The organism is Paenibacillus sp. 01T422 (assembly GCF_056398785.1).
The window spans coordinates 1-21,817 of the sequence record NZ_JBFTQB010000119.1; the positions used below are offsets into that span (position 1 = coordinate 1).

Here is a 21,817-nt window from a genome sequence, read left to right on the forward strand (position 1 = left end):
GCAGTTGAGAGAACCTTCACGGTTTCATCGATTTCTTTCTGGATCGTTTCTGTAATTTGACCTACGACATCAATCGATTGACGGGATTGGTCTGCCAGCTTCCGAATCTCATCCGCAACAACCATGAAGCCTTTGCCCGCTGCTCCGGCACGCGCAGCTTCAATTGTCGCATTCAAGGACAAAATATTCGTTTGCTTCGTCATATTATTCAGAAGATCCAAGATTTTACGAATCGAACGCGTGCTGTCTTTCAAGTTGTCGACTTTATCAACCATGGATCGGATCATTTCTTCGGTCAAATTCGTCTTCGAGATGAGCTCGGACATATATTTCGTTCCTTGCTCACTGGAGCTCTGCACATCTGCTGCAGCTGTCCCCATCTCAAGGTTTGCCTCGATGACCTGCTTCATCTGAATACCGATATGATGCGTCAGCTCATTGCCTTTTTCGGACTCAGTCGCCAACCCACCGGCACCGTTGGAAATTTCATCTGTAGCCACAGCAATTTCTCTAGCTGCGGTAGCAGTCACCTTGGAGGAGTTCGTTAGCTCTTGAGCTGTTTCAAAAACAGCCTGAGCAGAGGTACTGGTTTGCTGAACCAATGTTGTAATCTGCTGCATCATAACATCGAAGCTTGCACCCAACTGTCCAATCTCATCCTGCGTTGTATAGTTTGCGCGCACTGTTAATTTACCTTTAGCTCCTTGCTGCATCAAGTTGCGAAGATTAACCAGCGGTCGTCCGATCATTCGGGCAACAAATAATCCGATTAATACAGCCGCAATAGCCGCAAATAAAGCGATTAGAAGCGTATAGTTGAAAATTTTCTTCGCATCTTTGACAAGTGAGCTAACCGGGATATCCCCAACTAGATTCCAACCAGATATAGCTGATTTGTAATAGGCCACCAGATGATCATCTTTCGTTACAAAAGAGCCATTTTCTTGCTCCCTTTGCTCTTTCGTTAATTGAATAGCTGCATCTTTTTCGAGCTCTGCAATATTGGCAGATGCAACGTTCTTATTCTCTGCATTCGTAATGACAACCTTACTGTCATCTCCCAGAGACATACCCGTAATTTCTTTATTCAAGAGATCTGTGCTAAGTTCTAGCATTAACACGGCAGTCGTGCTGTTCGTTAGCGTATTTCTCATAAGTCGACCAATGGCAAAGGTATTTGTGGAAGAGCTGGAGTATCCTTTAACTTTACTATCCAACCACGCTACTTTTCCCCCGTTCTCCACAATCTTCTTAAACCAATCGCTCGTTCCGGAATTTTCACTTAACGTGCTTCCGCCGGAACCAGTAATGACAATCAGCTTGCCGTCTGGCCGATAAAGATGAAGCGTTTTAATAGACTTGTTAGCGAAGGTCACCACATTTAATTTATCCGTTAATTGGCGAATAACCTCCAGTGATTCGTACGAAGTAGGATCTAACGTAGGAACTTTCTCAAGAAGGTCCTGTAGCTCTTTGTTCAACATAATTTGTAACGATGTGTCTTCAAAAGTCTGATAGAGGAAATCCAGCTTTTGACCAGCTTGTGTGACAGTTTGCAAGGAGGATTCTGCCACTTTGTTCTTGATGACACTTTTGGACACGGTGTAAGAAATCATACCCGCAATGAGAACGAAGAACAAAATGCTGATAAAAAACATTAAAAACAGCTTCATGCCTACGGACTTCACCGGATTTTCCAGCTTAACCTGCTTCATTTCTTTAAAAGCGCCTGTGCTCATTTGCTTAGATGTCTTACCTGCTGTCCCCGCCATACGACCCCATGGAACATTTCGGATTGTTTGAACGACAGCTTTGTTTACAAATGCGAGAATACTTTGGAGTCTCTTCTTCATCTTCTTCACCGCCATTAGTTTCTGTTCATTGTACCCCGTACTTTCGTCCTAAAATGAAAAGGGTTACAATTAATGTTTTTTATTCATTTCGACAACATTTAACAATTTCCTTTAATATTCGCTCTAAAAGAAAATAAAAAAAGAAACTTTCTCCAATATAACCCAGTCTGGAGAAAGCTTCCATGGTACTATTTTCCTGTTTTTTTGCGCATCATATCCCACTTTTTTACAGGAAATTCCGTTTTAAGTTTAATTACCTGAAGCGGATGCCTTGCTGCATCCAGCTCCTGGCCCGCTTCATTCCAGATAACGCCAACCTTTTGTTTGAATTGCGTTCCTTCTGGTCCGAAGAATTCAATTTCCTGACCTGGCTTGAAATGATTTCTCTGTTGAATCAGCGCGGTGCCCGTTGCCTCGTCATAGGAGATCACCAGACCGACAAAATCAAATCCAACTACTTTATCCTCGGGTTCGAAAATATGATCTTCAGGGCCAGGTGCATCGTAGAAGAAGCCCTCATTCAAAGGTCGATTCGCCGCTTTGTGGATCTCCTCCTGCCAAACAGGATTGAGCTCAAAATGTTCCGGATCCTCAAAATAAGCATCAATGGCTTGTCGATAGGCATTAACAACGGTCGCCACATAATGAATGCTCTTCATTCTTCCTTCAATTTTGAAGCTATCTACGCCCGATTCAATCATATCAGCAACGTGTTCAATCATGCTAAGATCCTTTGATCCCATCGTAAAGGCATCATCTTCATCGCCAAACAAAGGCAAATCCGTCGCCAGTGGCGCTGATTCAGGCTGATCTTTGGCAAACAAATCATATTTCCAGCGGCACGATTGCGAGCAGCCTCCACGGTTGGAGTCACGATCCGTAAAATGATTGGAAAGCACGCATCTGCCAGAGTACGAGCTGCACATCGCGCCATGAATGAAAGCTTCAATCTCAACATCGACATGCGCTTTAATCTGATCAATTTCCTCCATGCTCACTTCGCGGGCCAAGACCACTCGTTCTATGCCTTGATCTTTCCAGAACTTCACGGTTTGCCAGTTCATCACTGACTGCTGTGTGCTCACATGAACTTCCAGCTTAGGTGCCACTCTCCGGCATGTTTCCATAATAAGTGGATCTGCCGCGATGATGGCTGAGATACCAACCTCTTGAAGTCCCCGTAGGTACTCGTCCAGCCCTTCAATATCCTCGTTGTGCGCATAAATGTTCGTAGCAACGAACACTTTGGCTCCGTAGCCATTGGCAAACTCCACCGCTTCACGCATTTCTTCAAGCGAAAAGTTGTCTGCACTAGAACGAAGGCCATATTTCTGCCCACCAATATATACCGCGTCGGCACCATAGTGGATGGCGAATTTCAATTTTTCCAAATTGCCCGCAGGGGCTAGTAATTCCGGCTTATGCAGTCTAACACGCTTTCCTCTTGCTCGTGCTTCTAATGCTGTCGTCATCTCGAAAACGCACCTTCTTCCATCTATCAATATACCTGTTCTTTATAGAAAAACCCGAAAGACAATTCACGCTCTGGGTCTTGCAATTCTGTTATAGCATCCAGCCACTCCTGCTGGAACTCAAATCTTTGAGGGTCTGCAGCATAAGCGTCAATGACAGCACGATAATTGCGAACAACCGCCTCGTTATACGCAACTGATTTCAAAAGGCCTTCGATTTTGAAGCTATCGATTCCGCCATCCATAAGTTCAGGCAAATTTTCCAGCATGCAAAAATCCTCAGAGCTCATGATATGCGTGCCGTTACCATCCTCATACACAGGATAACGCTGATCGCGGCGTTCATGCTCAATGAGGAACAGTCCACGTTCAATGGAGCGATCCTCTATGGAGGCATCTTTCCCTTGGTGTTCGATATAATTTTTCACTAGTTCCCGCTTAGAGTGATAAATATTAGTGATACCATGTACTTGGACTTCAACGGCTAGCTCTGTGTTTTCCTTAAAAGCCAAAACCTGTTCCATGTTTAGCTCTCTAGCCAGCACAACTCGGTTTGCACCCTGTCTGCCCCAATAATTCGCTGTCGCGAAATTGGTAGAAGTCATCTCCGCATTCCAATGCAGTGCTAGCGGCTTGGGTAACGTTCGCGCAGCCATAAGGACTGCGGGATCACCGAAAATAACGCCATCCACGTTATAGTCTTGCAGCTTGCTTAAATACTCTGACAGCCCCTCCAAGGAGTTATTGTCAAAAATTTTGTTCACAGACACATATACCTTTGCCTGTCTCTCATGTGCCCAAGTTACTGATTCTCCAATCTCCTCCAGCTTCACGTCTCCAGGCAGACGCATAGCGTAGCGCTCTTCTCCAATAATCACACTGTCTGCGCCGGCTTCAATCATTTTTTTCAATTCAGCGCTACTACCGCAGCTTATTACTAACTCTGGTTTTTTCACTTGCTTACCCTACCTTCTGTCAGCTTCCTAACGTGGTATTAATTCGCGGTTTTTTTACTTTCCGCAATATTCTTTTTGTGCTCCTCAAATGTCTCTGCGAACAAATGCCCTTTTGTGCCGTCTTTCTTCGTTACATAAAACAAATACTTCGTTTCTTGCGGATAGATCGCTGCTTTCATCGAGGCGAGACTCGGACTAGCAATTGGCCCCGGAGGCAGTCCTGTATTCAAGTACGTATTATAAGGGCTTTGTATTTGCAAATCCTTTTCCAACAACCGTTCCTTGGACTTATCAAATAAATATTGCACCGTAGCATCAATTTGCAGTGGCATATTCTTTTTCAATCTGTTTTGGATAACGCCGGATACAAGGGCTCGTTCTTCGTCCTGAACGACCTCTCGCTCAATTAGAGATGCGATCGTCAGCATCTGATGTACGCTAAGTCCGCGCTCTTTGAGCTTGTCCTTCCAGTCAGGCGGCAGCGTTGCAAGCTTCTTGTCCAGTTGCTCCAGTGTTCTCTCAATGAACTCTTGTTCCGTCGAACCCTTTTTAAACTCGTAGGTTTCCGGGAACAAATATCCCTCAAGCCGGTGCTTCAAATTCTTGTTGTCCGGTATGTCGTTCGCGGCAGTATCTTCTGTCAGACCTACAGGCGCATCTGCCAGCTTCAAAAACACATCTTTGTCCCATGGCGTCTGCTCACTTAATTTGGAGGCAATTTGATCAACGGTGTACCCTTCAGGAATCGTTATCCGAATAACCTCTTCCTTGACCGTTTCACCTTTATTCAGCTTCTCTATCATCTCATCGAACGTTAACCCAGGCTTCATGTCATATTCCCCAGCTTGAAGCCTCGAGCCCTGTTTCTTTACTTTTAAATAATACGTAAAAATGGATGAATTCTTAATAAGTCCCTTCGTTTCAAGCTCCCTCGCGATCTGTACAGATCCGGCGCCTTGGGGAATGGATACCCTCACTTCTTGCTCAGAGGCTGTCACCGGCTGCAGTGCATTCGCAATATATACTCCTATACCGCTTGCTATCCCGATAATAATGAGCAGAAACAGACCGACGAGTAGAAGCGTTACCTTCAGCTTCTTTCGTTTCGTCGTATTCCCTGCGCTCTCTTGATCAAGCATGTTGTTCACGATGATCCTCCTAAACGTTTTGCAGCAGCAAAACTCTGCTATCGCAAGCTCTCCAAGCAAACAAAAACGAGCGGATGCGCTCCGCTCGGTTGTTTACTTCTTACAAGTCATCCTGATCTGGAAATACCATCTCGTCGTAGAGCTCCGAAACGGTTTCGTATTCTTCGTCGTCTTCGATGGTTTCCAGCTCGTATTCGCCTTCTGCATTCTGCGTCACTCGGAAAACAGCAACCTCGTCTTCCTTCTTGAGCTCATCGGATTGCAAAACCGCATACGTTTTATTGTCATAAACGAATTCTTTAAGAAGATGATAAACCGTTGATTCATTTTGCTCATCAAACAAAATAATATCATCCCCGTAAGCTTTACGCAATACGTCAGAGAGCGTCGTACTCATGCTTCTTCTTCCTCATCGAACTCTGCCATTAATGTATTAAATGTTTCTTCCACGATATTCCACTCTTCTTCATCATCGATAGTGAACAGCTTCAGATCTTCACCGTCATCATCTTCTTCATAACGGAATGCATACACTTCATCGGATTCTTCGTCTCCTCCGTCAGTAGGCACTACCATCATGTACTTCTTGTCAGAACCGTCCACTTCGAATTTCATGATAACCTCGAACTCTTCTTCGTTGCCTTCATCGTCCGGGATGTAAATGATTTCTGGTTCCTCTTCACGCAATTCTTCTTTGGACATGTTCATTCACCTCTTCATATTGGCATCCATATACCCTTGCAGGATGATCTGCGCGGCCATTTTATCAATGACCTGCTTCCGTTTCTTCCGGCTCACATCTGCTTCAAGCAGTGTGCGAGTTGCAGCGACGGTCGTTAAGCGCTCATCCCACAAGTGTACAGGTATACTTAATTTTTGTTCTAACTCTTTCGAGAACTGGGTGGCCAATTCGCCACGAGGACCAATCGTGTTGTTCATATTTTTGGGTAAGCCAACGACAATTTTCGTGACACCATACTGTTCGACAATCGCAACCAGTCGGTTAATGTCTTCTCCTGGCTTACGACGATGTATGACTTCCAGCGCTTGTGCGGTCCATCCCAGCTCATCGCTCATCGCTACACCGATCGTTTTATCCCCGTAATCCAAACCTATCCATCTCATGCGGTTCTCATTTCCTTCTATTTGTGTTGACCCAGATAAGCACGAACCAACTCTTCAATCAGTTCGTCCCGTTCCCGTTTACGAATGAGGCTGCGCGCATTATTATGCCGTGGAATATAAGCAGGATCTCCGGAAAGCAAGTACCCGACAATCTGGTTGATCGGATTATACCCTTTTTCCTGAAGAGCATCGTACACCGCTAATAACACATCTTTGGGCGATGTCTCAATTTCTTCTGCTTTCACGTTGAACTTCATCGTTTTATCCATGGAACTCATCAGGAGCACCTCACTTTCCTTGTGATACCATTTGTAAATATTTGATAACTCTTCCGTGTATACTGGTTTATATTCTCTATGGGTTTAAAAATTCCTGTCCCCCAAAAAAATAATTATGCAAATTGCGACAGAAGTCCTTCAACACCGGAAAGTGCAGCCTGCAACTTGGAAGCGTCCTTGCCGCCTGCTTGTGCCATATCTGGTCGGCCTCCACCGCTTCCGCCTACTGCTGTAGCTACTTCTTTAATAATTTTGCCGGCATGGAACCCTTTCGCTACAAGATCTGGTGTAACGGCTGCAACCAAATTAACTTTGTCGTCAGCCACTGCGCCTAGAACGATAACAGCGGAGCCTAATTTTGTCTTCATTTCATCAACAATGTTGCGAAGTGAATCCATATCTGCTGCGTTCACTTGGGCAGCTAGCATCGCAACGCCAGCAACTTGCTTCACTTGATCCGTTAACGATCCCGCTTCAATACGACCTAGTTTGCCGCGCAGCGACTCGTTTTCACGTGACAGCTCCTTCACTTGCTGCAGAGCCRCTTCTACACGCTTCGGAACGTCCTGAACGTTCGTCTTGAGCATGCCTGCTGCTTCTTTCAACAATTGCAGCTGCTGATCAAGGTATTCGTACGCGCTACGGCCTGAAACAGCTTCGATCCGACGTACGCCAGATCCGATCCCAGACTCGCTTACGATTTTGAAAAGGCCGATTTGCCCCGTGTTCTGAACGTGACAGCCGCCACACAGCTCTAAGCTGTAATCGCCGACTTGTACGACGCGCACGATATCGCCGTATTTCTCGCCGAACAATGCCATAGCTCCCATCGCTTTTGCATCAGCAATTGGTTTCAATGAAATATCGACATTGATGTTATTCCAAATTTGACGGTTCACGCGCTGCTCAACATCCTGCAATTCTTCGCTGGTAATGCTGCCGAAATGCGAGAAGTCGAAACGCAAACGATCCGGTTCTACCAGGGACCCTGCTTGGTTAACATGTGAGCCTAGAACTTCTTTCAAAGCTTTATGCAGCAAATGCGTAGCCGTATGATTCTTGATAATATCCCCACGCTCAGCAGGTGCAACGATAGCTTCTACCGTGTCACCTTTGCGCAGAACACCAGACTCCACTACGACCTTGTGAACATGCTGCCCATGAGGCGCTTTAATGACATCTTCAACCTTCAGCGTAACTTGACCGTTACGGATTGTTCCGAAGTCGCTCACCTGACCGCCGCTTTCCGCATAGAAAGGTGTGCGGTCCAGAATGACCTGGCATGTCTCGCCTACACCTACGATGTCGACAAGCTCATTCTCATGCACAATTGCTTCAATAATAGCAGTAACTACCAATTCATTATAACCAACAAATTCGCTTTTAACCGTCAATTCAGACAGCGGGCCGCCTTGTACCTTCATTCCGCCTTCTTTTTGACTAGCAGCTCTTGCACGGTCACGCTGTTCCTGCATCGAAGCATCGAACCCTGCGCGGTCAACCGTCAGACCTTTTTCTGAAGCAAAATCTTCCGTCAAATCGAACGGGAAACCATACGTATCATATAATTTAAAAGCATCTGGTCCGCTGATTTGATTCGTACCGGCTTGACGCGTCTTTTCGACCATATCCGCAAGGATAACCAAACCATCGCTTAACGTTTCATGGAAACGCTCTTCTTCMGTACGAATGACCTTCTCGATAAACTCATGTTTGTCTACAACCTCTGTGTAGTAAACGCCCATGATTTCACCGACGGTAGCAACCAGTTTGTACAGGAACGGTTTATCTTGACCAAGCACTTTCCCGTAACGCACAGCACGGCGAAGCAAACGACGGATAACATAACCACGTCCTTCATTAGAAGGAAGTACACCATCGCCTACGGAGAAGGCAACCGTACGAATGTGATCGGCGATTACTTTAAGCGCCACATCGTGATCATCGTTCACATGATAAGCCACGCCTGTAAGCTCACAGGTCTTATCGATAATCGGCTTGAACAGATCCGTGTCAAAGTTGGAATCTACATCTTGCAGAATCGAAGCGAAGCGCTCCAGTCCTGCGCCTGTATCAATATTTTTGTTAGGAAGCGGTGTGTAGCTGCCATCCTTATTATGATTGAATTGTGTAAATACAAGGTTCCATACTTCCAAGAAACGTTCGTTTTCTCCCCCTGGCCAGCACTCAGGATCGGATAAATCGCCATATTTGTCGCCACGGTCATAGAAAATTTCCGTACAAGGGCCACATGGACCTTCTCCGATGTCCCAGAAATTATCTTCTTTGAGCTTGTAGATACGCTCTTCCGGGATACCGATTTGTTTATGCCAAATCTCAAAAGCTTCTTCATCGTCTTCGTGCACAGTAACGGAAATACGATTCGGATCAAAACCGATCCATTGCGGATCCGTCAGAAACTCCCAAGCCCATGGAATGACTTCTTTTTTAAAGTAGTCACCGATAGAGAAGTTGCCTAACATTTCGAAGAATGTATGGTGACGACGCGTTTTCCCGACATTCTCAATGTCGTTCGTACGAATACATTTCTGAGCATTGGTAATACGCGGATTCTCAGGGATTTCCCGTCCGTCCAAATAAGGCTTTAGAGGCGCAATACCTGCGTTAATCCATAGCAACGACGGATCATTATGCGGAACAAGCGAAGAGCTGGGCTCTACTTTATGCCCTTTACTTGCGAAGAACTGCAACCATTTGGAACGAATTTCACTTGCCTTCATCTCTCTCAAGCCTCCATATTTACCTATAATGTTTGAAAACAAACAAAAAACGCCCCTGTAACATACAGGGACGAATCATCGCGGTACCACCCTGGTTATTGCGTTTCCCTTCCACCCAAGCCTGCGGCAGAGGAAACCTAGCAATCTCCTTGTGCGGATCTGTAACGGGTCCATCCGGTGGAGTTCATCCACACTCCGAAATTAGCGTTCAGCCATCCTAGCACCGAGAGGTTCTTCCAGCCGGATTCGCGATAAAAGCTGCATTCCGGAACCTCATCTCTGACAGTGGACTATGACTTACTTCAATTTCATCAACGCTTTTGCAGTAGATCTAGATAAGGCAAATTATAACTTTATGCCTGAACCGTGTCAATATTCATAAATGTTCATGGAACCAGTTTGGTGTGGGCATCGTAAGTACATTACAATATCGTTCTAACAAATTCGCCGAGGAAGTGATGCTAATGGATTTATCAGCACTTATGCTGCTAGGGTTAATTACACCTGTTTTTGTACTCGTAATCTATATCATGGTTAAAACGCTCATTAAGTACCATGATCCCGCAAGTCATGATGCACAGGGGTTTTGTGCGTCTATTTGTACTTCTACGCTTAGATTCAGCTAAGTTGTTGGCCTATGAACATAATGCAAGAAGACGTGCTGAACAATCACTTTCATGACCGCGAAGAAGGGTACCGCTAATATTAATCCGACTATACCCGCTACTTCCCCGCCTACCAATAAGGCAAAGATAATCATCAACGGATGCATATGCAGTTTTTTACCTACTACCTGCGGCGAAATGACATTCCCCTCAAGAATTTGTACAGCTAAATTCACAAGCGCGACGAACAGCACCATTTTTAACGAAATCGTTGAAGCCATAATGATCGCCGGCGCGGCTCCAAAAAACGGGCCAAGGTAGGGAATGATATTGAATACCGCCACCACGCTAGCGAGCAAAAGCGCATACGGCATACCAATGAGCCAATACCCCAAATAGGCAAGTCCTCCAATAATGACGCAAACCAACAGTTGTCCGCGAATATAATTTCCAAGTGCAGTATCAATATCGATGAGAAGCTTGACTGTTTTCTTACGATGCTCCTTCGGTACGATAGCAAGCGCCGTTTTCTCGATAATTTGAAAGTCTTTCATCATATAAAAGGCAACGAACGGCACGATAAAAGCAATAAACAACATGCTGATCGTACTTCCAATTTGATTCATGTAGTTCGATATGGCCATGGAAATGGTATTCTCCAACTTCGTTAAGGAGTGATTAAAGCCCGTACGCACACTGTCAGGCAGCAGCCGATTCTGGTTAAAGCCGTCCACAATCGATTGCGCACGAATTTCCATTTGCGGCATGTGCTCGTTCAGCTCCGCGATTTGAGTCATAAATACCGGAGTCATATTCATGATGATGACAGTGAGAGATGAAATAAAGACACAATAAATCAACAGCACGGCGATTGTTCTCGGCACTTTGCGCTGGTTCAGCATGTTCACTATCGGGTTCAAAATGTAAGAAATAATCACCGCGATGAAAAATGGCGCTAATATCGCTTTTAAAAAAGTAAATAAGCTTAATAAAATAGGTTTAATTAGCAGCAGCATATAGACACATGCCAGTGCCAGAAGTAGGTACACCAGCCCTACAAACCATCGATTCCTCCAAAAACGTTCCATTTCGCTCACCTCAGTGATTCTAAATATGTCTACGCTCATACAGTATATGTACATGCTGGTCAAATTAACCTTATGGATAAAAACAAAGAGACGTTACTTCTCAAGCACTGATGTGCCGAAAAGCAACGTCTCCCGTTTGCTATTATGATTAATTTAGTTTGCGTGTTCTTCGATCAATGGCATTTCTTCTTCAAAAAATAAATCATCCAGAGAACTTAGCGTACCGTCTTCTTCTACTTGATACACGGACATTTTCTCTCCGTTGACGCTGAGTTCGATAAAGCAACCCCAGCAATAAAATTGATGGGAACCGATCTTTCCAATATCTTTGGAATTACAGTTTGGACAACGCATCTTGCTCACCCTATTCTTCTTTGGATACGAAGAGTTCTTCTACTTCCTGAGAGCAATGTACAGGCACTATAATGGCATCTTCACCTTTGGTTGCCGAATCCGGCATGGGAAGCCATTTACGCCCTTCCTTTAAATCAGAAATAAACCCTTCGGACAATTCATAACCTACTATTTGTTTACCCCAATCTTGTGTTAAATAAACATCTTCTACCACGCCTAATTTGTCTCCGCCGACTGTAACKACTGGAAGACCTTTAATCGGGTGGCTTCCTTCCAGAAAAGCATGGCATTCATCTGCCTGCTCAAACTCGGTTATGACATTTTGGTTCGGTATGGTAACGGCATCTTCGCCTGCAGCGACAACTCCATCCCACGGTACGTACCGTAAGGAGGAAAACCACATCTTTGCTTCTAGAATAATGCCTCGTATGTTCCATTCAGGGTCAATCATCAAATCTTTTACTTGGCCTATTTGTTTACCGGAATCTACCGTCAGAACGGGAAGTCCGATCAAATCATGCGCTCTGCGCAAGGTGTTTTCCTCCTAGAACCACCCGGTACTAATTATTACGCAGCCGATTGATAATGGTTGCAATTTTCTGGGCAGCTGTTTCAATTTGATCTTTAGAATTCCCCATTCCAAAGCTAAATCGAACGGCAGAGGCTGTAACATTTTCTGGGAGTTTCATCGCTTGTAGAACGTGAGACACTTCTAGTGAGCCTGAGGTGCACGCAGAACCGCTTGCTGCAGCCACATCTTCTAGATCAAGATTCATAAGCAGCGTCTCGGTAGATACGCTAGGAAAGCTGATGTTCAGAATATGCGGAACTTGTTGTTCGGCATGTCCATTTATCGTAAATTGATCACGGCCTAATTGCTGCTCCAAGCTAGTAAGCATACACCACACCGTTAGGACCATATATTTTATGAGCAGATAAGCTTAGCAAATCAACCGGCAATTCATGTAAATTCAGCGGTAATTTACCTAAGGCTTGAACGGCATCAACATGAAAAGGAATGTTCCGGCTTCGTGCTAACCGGCCAACTTCGGCAATTGGTTGAATCGTGCCTATTTCATTATTCACATACATGATAGAGATGAGAGCCGTATCGGGACGAATAGCCGACTCCACATCTTCGACTTGAATAAGACCAGTCGGACCTACTGGAAGGTAAGTGACCTCGTAACCGAGGTCCTCCAGCCGCTCGCAGGGATGCAGAACGGCATGGTGCTCAATCTCTGTCGTAATGATATGTTTCTTGCCATTATTGTTCGCATGAATGATCCCAAAGATCGCCATATTGTTGCTCTCAGTCCCGCCGCTCGTATAAATGAGCTCGCCAGGCAGACAGCCAAGTGACTTCGCCATTGCGTCACGAAAACGGTTAAGTGCTGTTCTCGTCGCTCTGCCGAAGCTATGCGTGCTGGATGGATTGCCAAAATAGGCTGTATAAAAAGGAAGCATAGCTTCCATAACGTCGGGGTGCACCGGCGTGGTCGCCGCGTGATCAAGATAAATAGGATTCATAAATCACCTTTAAATATAAAACATGTAATTGTCGTGCTGGCCTGCGTCTTCAAAAGAGATTAGGTTCGCAAGTGTTGTAGAATCAAGCACTTCCGCAATACTGTCGCGGATACGAATCCATAAATCGCGCTTCGCCGGATCATCTTCCTCCGTAAAGTCGACAGGACTAATCGGTCCTTCCAACACGCGAATTACTTCTCCCGCTGTCACTTGATCAGCAGCTTTGGAGAGAATATATCCACCGTACGCTCCACGAATGCTCTTGACCAATCCCGCGTTACGCAAAGGAGCAACAAGCTGCTCGAGATAATGCTCGGATAGCTGATGCTTTTCGGCAATACTTTTCAGTGAAGTCGGTCCTTCACCAACTCGATTGGCCAGCTCCATCATGATTGTTAAACCATAGCGGCCTTTTGTGGAAATTTTCAAAATTACACCTCATTCAACATTTATGCCATCAAGGGGGCTAATTGATATTACGAGAAATTGTGAGTTGTTTACCTTCTGCTTTGTCTACGTTCAGACATCATGCTCGTCCCTATCTAGGTAAACAGCGTTTCCATTTTTAACAAAAACATTCCTAAACATCCGTATATCGTATCTATGTTATCATAATTCCTTGTTCTGTGGGGGAAAAACAATGACATTCTCATGAAATATTTTAATTTTTAACTAGAGAGATGTATAATAGGAAGAGTTTCAAGGATAAACGACTTTGTCGTCCTTTTTAGGACAAGCGCGTTTGTCAAGGTAGAGCGAAGCAAAAGTAAAAAACGTATACTTTCTTATCTACTAAAAAAGTATTACAGGATGGAAAAGAGGAACACAAGCCATGAATAGAAAAACACGTGTCATTCTGGGTATGTCCGGGGGTGTCGATTCTTCTGTAGCCGCACTGCTCTTGAAAGAGCAAGGCTATGAAGTCATTGGCATTTTCATGAAAAACTGGGACGATACTGATGAGTTTGGCCATTGCACAGCCGAAGAAGATGCAGAGGATGTCCGCAGAGTATGCGATCAGCTCGGAATCCCTTTTTATACAGTTAATTTTGAAAAACAGTACTACGATAAGGTGTTCGCTTATTTCTTGGACGAGTACACCAAAGGTCGCACGCCGAATCCGGATGTCATGTGCAACAGAGAGATTAAATTCGGTGAATTGCTCCAGAAAGTCATCGATTTGGGCGGCGACTATATCGCAACCGGCCACTATGCCCAAGTGAAAGAACAAGACGGCGAGTACGTGCTCCTGCGGGGCAATGATCCAGGCAAGGATCAAACTTACTTCCTTAACGTGCTTACACAGCAGCAGCTGTCCAAAGCGATGTTCCCGATCGGTCATTTGCCGAAACCTGAGGTTCGTAAAATTGCCGAAGCAGCTGGTCTTGCAACTGCAAAGAAAAAAGACAGCACAGGCATTTGCTTCATCGGCGAGCGCGACTTCAAAGAGTTCCTAAGCCAATATTTGCCTGCTAAACCCGGCAATATGGTTGATATCCGGAATGGCGAAGTAAAAGGCCGCCACGACGGGCTGATGTACTATACGCTAGGTCAAAGACAAGGTCTTGGCATTGGCGGTTCAGGTTCTGGCGAGCCCTGGTTTGTCGTGGATAAAAATTTGGAAACCAATGAGCTTCTTGTCGTTCAAGGCGAACAGTACCCAGGAATTTACTCCAAGGGGCTTACAGCGACAGATGTTAACTGGATCTCTCCGAAGAGACCTCAAGGCTCCTTCGCCTGCACAGCCAAATTCCGCTACCGTCAGCCTGACCAAGGTGTTGTTCTGACCTTCATGGAAGATGGAACGATTGAAGTCGTATTTGATGGCCCGCAGAAGGCTGTAACGCCTGGACAATCCGTTGTTTTCTATGACGGTGATATTTGTTTAGGCGGCGGTGTAATTGATAAAGTTCATAAATAATACTAGATACAATAGACGGTTCGAGAAGGAAGGATGGTCAGTTTGATTAACATGAATGAGGCGGCCCTGCAGGCTGCAACGTACGAGGATGTTACGAAAATCGTGAAAGAGGTCGGCATCCTACCTCTCTCTTCTTTCATACCGGATCATCCTTCACTTGAATCCATAACAACACAAGAACAATGGCATACGGGCCTAGAGACGGATCCTTGGCTTTGGCGAGATCGCTTGCCTGGTGACGGACTTGCTGCCTATGGTCGTTTTTTTGCAAAGAAACCTTTATTAATTTCAGCGGAACTCTTCCCACTAGTGAAAAATTTGCTGGAAGAACCTTACTCCGTGGAAGAACGCTATGAAGACGGGCAGCTGCCCAAATCAGCGGTCGAGCTGTTCCAAGCCGTTGAAGCGAACGAGGGCATTGATGTCAAAGAGCTACGGGCTGTTACCGGAATGAAAGCTAAAGAATCCAAAAGTGAATTCGACCGTGCGCTTATTGAACTCCAGAGCACAACGGATATTGTGATTGCAGGCATCAGCGAGCGTTTGAATGCCAATGGAACAAAAAACGGCTGGAACAGCACCTGCTACATGACCGCACTTCATTGGATGGAGCTTCACCGACTAGCGGTGAATACTTCCCCCACCCCTGAAGCGAAAAGACAGTTCAGAGCCTATATTCAGGAACGCTATAGTTCCAAAGCTGTTCAGTACCTTGGGAAGATTTTTAAGTTATAAGGATTTGCCAAACAAGACGTGGGCCTCTTATGAGGCTCTTTTTTATCTCCTCAATCTGCAAGAAGTGCCCATATTTACCTCAGTACCTGCTAGTATGCAGCTTCGCACCTACGCGAACCATAAAGTCGAAAGGTGTGAGCGAATGAGGAAAATCTCAGCCGTGTTTCTCCTACTTGGACTAAGTTGGTGCAGCACAGCACATGCGAGCATGGAAACAGACATGGTAGAAGCTATAGCCCATCAACCAGCTCCGTCTCAAAAACCTGACCCTCTCTATGCCAAATGGAGCCGAATCGCTTTTCACGAGGCTGGCAAAGTATACACTTTACTAGATTACAAGTATTTGGGGCATTCCCGTGTAGCTCCAGGCGTAGATCAACAGCAATTYCGCTTCTGGGTTAGACATCAAGGCGTTGAATTTCCGCTAATCGTATCTATCCRGTATGACCCTGTGTCAGAAAAGCTTTTTACCATTGAAATGGAACAAGAAAGAAGAGGGAACTTACAGATCCTATAGATCTGCAGGCTTCCCTCTTCTTTTGTGTTGATTCTGCCGCATCTTATCTTCCGTTCCCTGCTCGCTGGCTGCAAAGATGATTTCATGTTTAACTTCATCCGGTAAATACTGCTGTTGCACATAATGCCCCGGATAGTCATGCGGATACATATATCCTTTGTGCCCGAGCTTTTCCGCTCCCTTATAGTGTGTATCCCGCAAATGTAGCGGTACGTCCGCAGATTTTACGCGCTCCATCAACTGTTCCGCGCGAGAGATAGCTATCGGGATTGAATTCGATTTGGGACTCTCTACAGCGAATAAAATTGCCTGGGAAATGACGTACTTGGATTCCGGCCAGCCGATCTTGTGGTACGCGTCCATGGCCGTCACAGACTGCACCATAGCCTGCGGGTTGGCAAGGCCGATATCTTCACTGCTGGCGACGATAAGCCGCCGCAGGAACGTCATAGGGTCCATGCCGAGCTTCTCGACGGCATACAAGAACCAGAACAGCGCGGCGTCACTGGAGCCGCGCACGCTCTTGTGAAAGGCGGACAAGACGTCGTACTGCGTCGACTCGTCCGCTTTCACGATGGGGCGGCGGATTGACTCTTCCGCCACCTCAAGCGTGATCCGAACCGTACCATCCGGTTCGGGCGAGGTCGTCAGCGCTGCCAGCTCCAGCGCGTTCAAAGAGCGGCGGATGTCGCCAACGGCCATCTGCGCAATATGCTCCAGCGCCTCCTCGTCCACGTGGAGGCGCATGAAGCCGAGCCCCTTGTCGGGATCGGCGATGGCTCTTCGCATGGAGATGAGCGCATGCTCCGCCGTGAGGGGCTCGAGCTGAAACAGCGTCGAGCGCGACAGCAGAGCCCCGTTCACATGGTGAAACGGGTTCTCTGTGGTCGCCCCGATGAAGATGAGGATGCCCTGCTCTACGGCAGGCAGCAGCGCATCCTGCCGCGAGGTGTTGAATCTGTGTACCTCGTCCAGGAACAGGATCGTCTTGCGGCCGTACATCGCTTTATTGGTCTTGGCGAGCTCAATGATCTCTCGCACATCCTTGACCGAAGCATCGACAGCGTTCAGCTTCATGAACTCTCCCTTAGTCTTGTTCGCGATGATATTCGCGAGGGTGGTCTTCCCTGTGCCTGGTGGACCATAGAGCAGGATTGAGCTCACTTGATCGGCTTCAATGGCTCTGCGCAGCAGCTTGCCTTTGCCGACAATCTGTTCCTGGCCGATGTACTCATCCAGCGTTGTGGGTCGCATACGGTCGGCGAGCAGCTTGCCGGTCGGTTCTTGCGATGAGGCATATGTAAACAAGTCCATGTTGGTTATTCCTTTGCTTTGGGTTTAAATAGACAGTTCCATTATACCCCTCATCGGTTGGACTGTCATGTCTTGTAAGTTGATGGCTGCTCGGCATGGGCGCGATGGGAAGCTGTATTTCGTACAGTAAGTTTGATGCGAAACGGATATTTCGAGATAGGTTACTGTATTATCTACAGTAAATAATGGCGATTTGGTTGGAAATCGGGCAATCTCTCGGAATTTGCTGCACATTTTGCATGATCTTAGAGGTTTAGGGCTGAATTTGACTTATTTGATGCACAAAATGCATCAAATATGGACTGTCACGTGTCGAGCTGGATACCCCTCAATGGTAGGGGTGTCAGGTCGCAGTCTTCAGGGTCGGGGCTGCGGCTGCGGCTGCGATTGGGGTTGGGGTTGGGGTTCGGCTTGGGGTCAAGTTCGCTCAAATAGCACCCTATAGCTCTCTCCGCACCACGTTCCAACAACAAAAAGGAGCCATCCCAACAGGTCATTCCTGACCAGTTAAGATAACCCCTTTTCCACTCTTGCTTATTTCTTCAAACCAATTTCAAGAAGATCTTTCACGGCTACGCTCACCATGATCAATCCTGCCACCGGAGGAACGAAAGCGTTGCTCGCTGGTGGCTGCTTCGCTTTGCGAATTTCCGGCGCATTCGCTGGTACGATTTGTTGCGTGACGTCTTCACGCGGTTTCATCGGCTCTTCGGTCGAGAAGACGACCTTGACGCCTTTTTTGATGCCTTCTTTGCGCAGCTTCTGGCGTACGACCCGAGCGATCGGGTCCATGCTCGTTTTGGAGATATCCGCAACTTTGAACAATGAAGGGTCCATTTTGTTAGCGGCCCCCATGCTGGAAATAATCGGAATTTTCCGCTCCAGACACTGCATAATCAGATGAATTTTATAGGAAATGGTGTCACTGGCATCGAGCACGTAATCAATGTGATGAGCGAACACTTCCTCATAGGTTTCCTCTGTATAAAACATCCGCATGGAAATAACATCGCATTCCGGATTAATTAATTTGATGCGATCGCGCATGAGATCGGCTTTAGGCTGCCCTACGGTCGTTGTAAGGGCATGAATCTGACGGTTGATATTCGTGATGTCGACAACGTCCTTGTCGATCAGGATAAGCCGTCCGACCCCTGTACGCGCCAATGCTTCTGCAGCAATGGCACCAACACCGCCGATACCCAAAACGGCGACGGTACTGTTTTTCATAATATCCAGACCTTCAGGGCCAATGGCTAGTTCAGTCCGCGAAAATTGGTGAAGCATAGAAACACGTCCTCTTTCAATGTTCTTAGGCTTTGGCAGGCTGCTTAAGCGCTAAGCGAATCGACAGCTGATCAAGCTGCTTGTCATCTACAGTTCCCGGTGCATCCATCAACAGGTCAGTCGCGCTCGCTGTTTTCGGGAATGCAATGGTTTCTCTCAAGTTGGTACGGCCTGTAATCAGCATCACCAAACGGTCAAAACCGAATGCAAACCCGCCGTGTGGAGGAGTTCCATATTCGAACGCTTCTAGCAAGAAGCCGAATTTATCCGTTGCTTCTTCTTTGGAGAAACCAAGCGCTCCGAACATTTTTTCTTGCACTTCACGTTGGTAAATACGCATGGAACCGCCGCCTACTTCATAACCGTTCAAAACAAGGTCATATGCTTGAGCGCGAATTTGGCCTGGGTCCGTGTCAAAGAAATGAATGTCTTCTTCATTAGGACGCGTGAACGGATGGTGCTCGGCAACATAACGTTTGGCTTCTTCGTCGTATCCAAGCAGCGGGAAGTCTACAACCCATGCATACTTGAACTTGGAATCGTCGATAAGTCCAAGTTGACGACCGATTTTCAGACGAAGGTTCCCTAGGACATCGGCAACGACTTTCTTTTTATCCGCGGAGAAAAGAAGTAGATCTCCTTCTTCAGCGCCAAGACGCTCAGTTAAAGCAGCAATTTCAGCTTCGTTAAAGAATTTCACGATAGGCCCTTTGAATTCGCCGTCTTTCACTTGAATCCATGCTAAGCCTTTGGCTCCGTAACGCGCCGCGAATGGCAGCAGGTCATCGATTTCTTTGCGGCTCCAAGTCCCACAACCTTTGGCATTCAACGCTTTAACTTGGCCTCCGCCTTTTACTACATTCGCAAATACTTGAACGCCGGAAGTCTGAACGATATCCGATACATCTTCTAGCTCTAGTCCGAAACGCAGATCCGGTTTGTCTGAACCATATTTCGCCATCGCATCCGCATGTGTAATACGTTGGAAAGGACGCGGAATTTCGACCTGAGCAGTCTCTCTCATCAAATTAACGACAAGTTCTTCCAAAATATCCAGCAGCTGATCTTGCGCTAGGAAGGAAGTCTCAATGTCGACTTGTGTAAATTCCGGTTGACGGTCTGCACGAAGGTCTTCGTCGCGGAAACAACGTGCGATTTGGTAGTAACGCTCCAGACCACTAACCATCAATAACTGTTTGAAAATTTGTGGAGATTGCGGCAGTGCGAAAAACTCGCCTGGGTGAACACGGCTTGGCACTAAATAATCGCGAGCGCCTTCCGGTGTGCTTTTCGTCAAAATCGGTGTTTCAACTTCCACAAATCCTTGGTCATCCAAGAAATTACGGAAAATTTTGGACGCTTTCGAACGAAGCATCAACGTTCTTTGCATTTCTGGACGACGAAGGTCCAAATAACGGTATTTCAAACGAACGGCTTCATCCACATCTACACCGTCTTCGATGAAGAACGGAGGTGTTTTGGCAGCGTTCATGATTTCGATTTCCGTTACCTGAATTTCAATCTCACCTGTAGGGATGTTTTTATTGATTGTTTCTGCATCACGTTCAACGATTTTCCCTTTTACTGCAAGCACATATTCGTTGCGTGCACGATCAGCAATAGCTAGAGCGTCTCCTGAGAAATCCGGGTTAAATACAGTCTGTACAAGCCCGCTGCGGTCACGAAGATCAATAAATAGAACGCCGCCTAAGTCACGTCTTCTTTGTACCCACCCGTTTAATATTACAGTCTGTCCTACCTGGGCTTTCGTAAGCTGCCCGCAATGATGTGTTTTGAGCATCATAATGTTGTTGCCTCCTCATGAGTAGTTGAATAATTGAAAGCTATCTATTCGAATAGTGTCTTTGCAGCATTTGAGGCAAGATCCACTAGACTTACAATGACTTGAGAACCTGTTTCCATTTGCTTCAGTGTAATTTCGCCGCGGGCCAACTCATCGTCTCCGAGAATCGCCACATACTTCGCCTGGAAACGGTCAGCTGATTTCATTTGCGCCTTCATTTTGCGCCCTTGGTAGTCCTTCTCAGCTTTGAGGCCTTGAACCCTTAACTGGTGCAGCAGCTTCGTGACTTCTTTCTCGGCAGGCTCACCTAACCCGATGAGGTACACATCCAGCGGATCTGGTTTCGGGATTTCAACACCTTGCGCTTGAAGCACAAGCAGAATACGTTCCAGTCCTAGACCTAGGCCTACGCCTGGTTGATCTGTACCATGACCGCCGATTTGCTCAACGAGACCGTTGTAACGCCCACCGCCGCCAATTGTATCGATAGCTCCGATGCCAGCTGCTTTGTATTCAAAAGCGGTGTGTGTGTAATAATCAAGCCCGCGCACTAGGCGAGGATTAACTCGATAGGGAATATCCATAGCAGTTAAGTGCTCACGAACCAGCGCGAAATGTGTGGAACATTCTTCGTCCAAATAATCCAGAATCTCAGGAGCGCCTTCCCCGTACTTCTGATCGGTTTTGCAATCAAGAATCCGCATAGGATTGCGGTCATAACGGGACTGACAATCTTTGCAAAGCAAATGTTTCACTGGTGCAAAAAATTCCTGCAGTTTCTCGCGGTAAACCGTTCTAACAGAGGGTGTGCCCACTGAGTTGATTTCAACGGTTACTTCTTTTAATCCAATTTCCTTATAAAAAGTGTATCCCAGCGCAATGACTTCTGCATCGATGCTTGGATCCACGGATCCGAAAGCTTCAATCCCGAATTGGTGGAACTGACGGTATCTTCCTGCTTGCGGCTGTTCATAGCGGAACATAGGCCCCACATAGTACAACTTCGTCAAATCCGGCACTCCATACAACTTATTTTCTACATAAGCCCTAACAACGCCAGCTGTCCCTTCTGGACGCAAGGAAATACTG

The 21,817-nt window shown here is 46.4% G+C and carries 21 protein-coding genes and 1 pseudogene; 4 read left to right on the plus strand and 18 right to left on the minus strand.

Features of this window, described 5'->3' with window-relative positions:
- The 9 genes from AC1DUA_RS09195 to alaS all read right to left on the minus strand — a co-directional run.
- A partial coding sequence (locus tag AC1DUA_RS09195; RefSeq protein ID WP_477499444.1) for a methyl-accepting chemotaxis protein occupies positions 1-1,853 on the minus strand: 1,853 nt, incomplete at its 3' end.
- 188 nt (positions 1,854-2,041) lie between these two features.
- Positions 2,042-3,325, minus strand: coding sequence for a peptidase U32 family protein (locus AC1DUA_RS09200; RefSeq protein WP_477499445.1), 1,284 nt, complete (start codon positions 3,323-3,325; stop codon positions 2,042-2,044).
- A gap of 26 nt (positions 3,326-3,351) precedes the next feature.
- On the minus strand, positions 3,352-4,281 hold the full coding sequence (locus AC1DUA_RS09205) for a peptidase U32 family protein (protein ID WP_477499446.1): 930 nt from the start codon (positions 4,279-4,281) through the stop codon (positions 3,352-3,354).
- A 38-nt stretch (positions 4,282-4,319) separates the two neighbouring features.
- Complete coding sequence (gene mltG, locus AC1DUA_RS09210; RefSeq protein ID WP_477499461.1) at positions 4,320-5,420, minus strand: endolytic transglycosylase MltG; 1,101 nt, start codon at positions 5,418-5,420, stop codon at positions 4,320-4,322.
- 109 nt (positions 5,421-5,529) lie between these two features.
- Positions 5,530-5,826: a DUF1292 domain-containing protein gene (locus AC1DUA_RS09215; RefSeq protein WP_477499447.1), complete on the minus strand. Its 297-nt coding sequence runs from the start codon at positions 5,824-5,826 to the stop codon at positions 5,530-5,532.
- Entirely contained in the window at positions 5,823-6,131 is a 309-nt protein-coding gene (locus tag AC1DUA_RS09220; protein ID WP_056610485.1) for a DUF1292 domain-containing protein, read from the minus strand. Before AC1DUA_RS09220 ends, AC1DUA_RS09215 begins: the two co-directional genes overlap by 4 nt.
- Positions 6,132-6,137: 6 nt before the next feature.
- Positions 6,138-6,554: a Holliday junction resolvase RuvX gene (ruvX, locus tag AC1DUA_RS09225; RefSeq protein ID WP_477499448.1), complete on the minus strand. Its 417-nt coding sequence runs from the start codon at positions 6,552-6,554 to the stop codon at positions 6,138-6,140.
- A 17-nt stretch (positions 6,555-6,571) separates the two neighbouring features.
- The gene (locus AC1DUA_RS09230; protein WP_028555746.1) at positions 6,572-6,832 is read right to left on the minus strand and encodes an IreB family regulatory phosphoprotein; all 261 of its coding nucleotides are present in this window, start codon (positions 6,830-6,832) and stop codon (positions 6,572-6,574) included.
- A 113-nt stretch (positions 6,833-6,945) separates the two neighbouring features.
- Positions 6,946-9,573, minus strand: a complete 2,628-nt coding sequence (alaS, locus tag AC1DUA_RS09235; RefSeq protein WP_477499449.1) for an alanine--tRNA ligase — start codon at positions 9,571-9,573, stop codon at positions 6,946-6,948.
- Positions 9,574-10,037: 464 nt separating this feature from the next.
- Here alaS and AC1DUA_RS09240 point away from each other — a divergent pair, with 464 nt between their 5' ends.
- Positions 10,038-10,199: a hypothetical protein gene (locus AC1DUA_RS09240; protein WP_477499450.1), complete on the plus strand. Its 162-nt coding sequence runs from the start codon at positions 10,038-10,040 to the stop codon at positions 10,197-10,199.
- Here AC1DUA_RS09240 and AC1DUA_RS09245 read toward each other — a convergent pair.
- The 5 genes and pseudogenes from AC1DUA_RS09245 to cymR form a co-directional block, all read right to left on the minus strand.
- Positions 10,196-11,266 (minus strand): AI-2E family transporter, encoded by a 1,071-nt coding sequence (locus AC1DUA_RS09245; RefSeq protein ID WP_477499451.1) that lies wholly within the window; start codon positions 11,264-11,266, stop codon positions 10,196-10,198. The two genes, AC1DUA_RS09240 and AC1DUA_RS09245, sit on opposite strands and share 4 nt — an antisense overlap.
- A 153-nt stretch (positions 11,267-11,419) precedes the next feature.
- On the minus strand, positions 11,420-11,620 hold the full coding sequence (locus tag AC1DUA_RS09250) for a hypothetical protein (protein ID WP_477499452.1): 201 nt from the start codon (positions 11,618-11,620) through the stop codon (positions 11,420-11,422).
- Positions 11,621-11,630: 10 nt separating this feature from the next.
- Positions 11,631-12,152, minus strand: coding sequence for a PRC-barrel domain-containing protein (locus tag AC1DUA_RS09255; RefSeq protein WP_477499453.1), 522 nt, complete (start codon positions 12,150-12,152; stop codon positions 11,631-11,633).
- A 28-nt stretch (positions 12,153-12,180) separates the two neighbouring features.
- Positions 12,181-13,150, minus strand: a pseudogene (locus tag AC1DUA_RS09260) (cysteine desulfurase family protein).
- 9 nt (positions 13,151-13,159) lie between these two features.
- Entirely contained in the window at positions 13,160-13,579 is a 420-nt protein-coding gene (cymR, locus tag AC1DUA_RS09265; protein WP_477499454.1) for a cysteine metabolism transcriptional regulator CymR, read from the minus strand.
- A gap of 403 nt (positions 13,580-13,982) precedes the next feature.
- On the opposite strand from cymR, the gene mnmA reads away from it, so the two are divergent.
- From mnmA to AC1DUA_RS09280, 3 genes are all read left to right on the plus strand, one after another.
- Positions 13,983-15,071 (plus strand): tRNA 2-thiouridine(34) synthase MnmA, encoded by a 1,089-nt coding sequence (mnmA, locus tag AC1DUA_RS09270; protein WP_477499455.1) that lies wholly within the window; start codon positions 13,983-13,985, stop codon positions 15,069-15,071.
- Positions 15,072-15,122: 51 nt separating this feature from the next.
- On the plus strand, positions 15,123-15,806 hold the full coding sequence (locus AC1DUA_RS09275) for an AlkZ-related protein (RefSeq protein ID WP_477499462.1): 684 nt from the start codon (positions 15,123-15,125) through the stop codon (positions 15,804-15,806).
- A 142-nt stretch (positions 15,807-15,948) separates the two neighbouring features.
- Positions 15,949-16,323, plus strand: a complete 375-nt coding sequence (locus AC1DUA_RS09280; protein WP_477499456.1) for a DUF3889 domain-containing protein — start codon at positions 15,949-15,951, stop codon at positions 16,321-16,323.
- Here AC1DUA_RS09280 and AC1DUA_RS09285 read toward each other — a convergent pair.
- From AC1DUA_RS09285 to hisS, 4 genes are all read right to left on the minus strand, one after another.
- Positions 16,318-17,637: a replication-associated recombination protein A gene (locus tag AC1DUA_RS09285; RefSeq protein WP_477499457.1), complete on the minus strand. Its 1,320-nt coding sequence runs from the start codon at positions 17,635-17,637 to the stop codon at positions 16,318-16,320. The genes AC1DUA_RS09280 and AC1DUA_RS09285 overlap by 6 nt on opposite strands.
- Positions 17,638-18,171: 534 nt before the next feature.
- Entirely contained in the window at positions 18,172-18,924 is a 753-nt protein-coding gene (locus tag AC1DUA_RS09290; RefSeq protein WP_477499458.1) for a tRNA threonylcarbamoyladenosine dehydratase, read from the minus strand.
- A gap of 25 nt (positions 18,925-18,949) precedes the next feature.
- Positions 18,950-20,728 (minus strand): aspartate--tRNA ligase, encoded by a 1,779-nt coding sequence (aspS, locus tag AC1DUA_RS09295; protein ID WP_477499459.1) that lies wholly within the window; start codon positions 20,726-20,728, stop codon positions 18,950-18,952.
- Positions 20,729-20,772: 44 nt separating this feature from the next.
- Positions 20,773-21,817 (minus strand): histidine--tRNA ligase (gene hisS / locus AC1DUA_RS09300; RefSeq protein WP_477499460.1); only part of this gene is annotated, 1,045 nt, incomplete at its 5' end.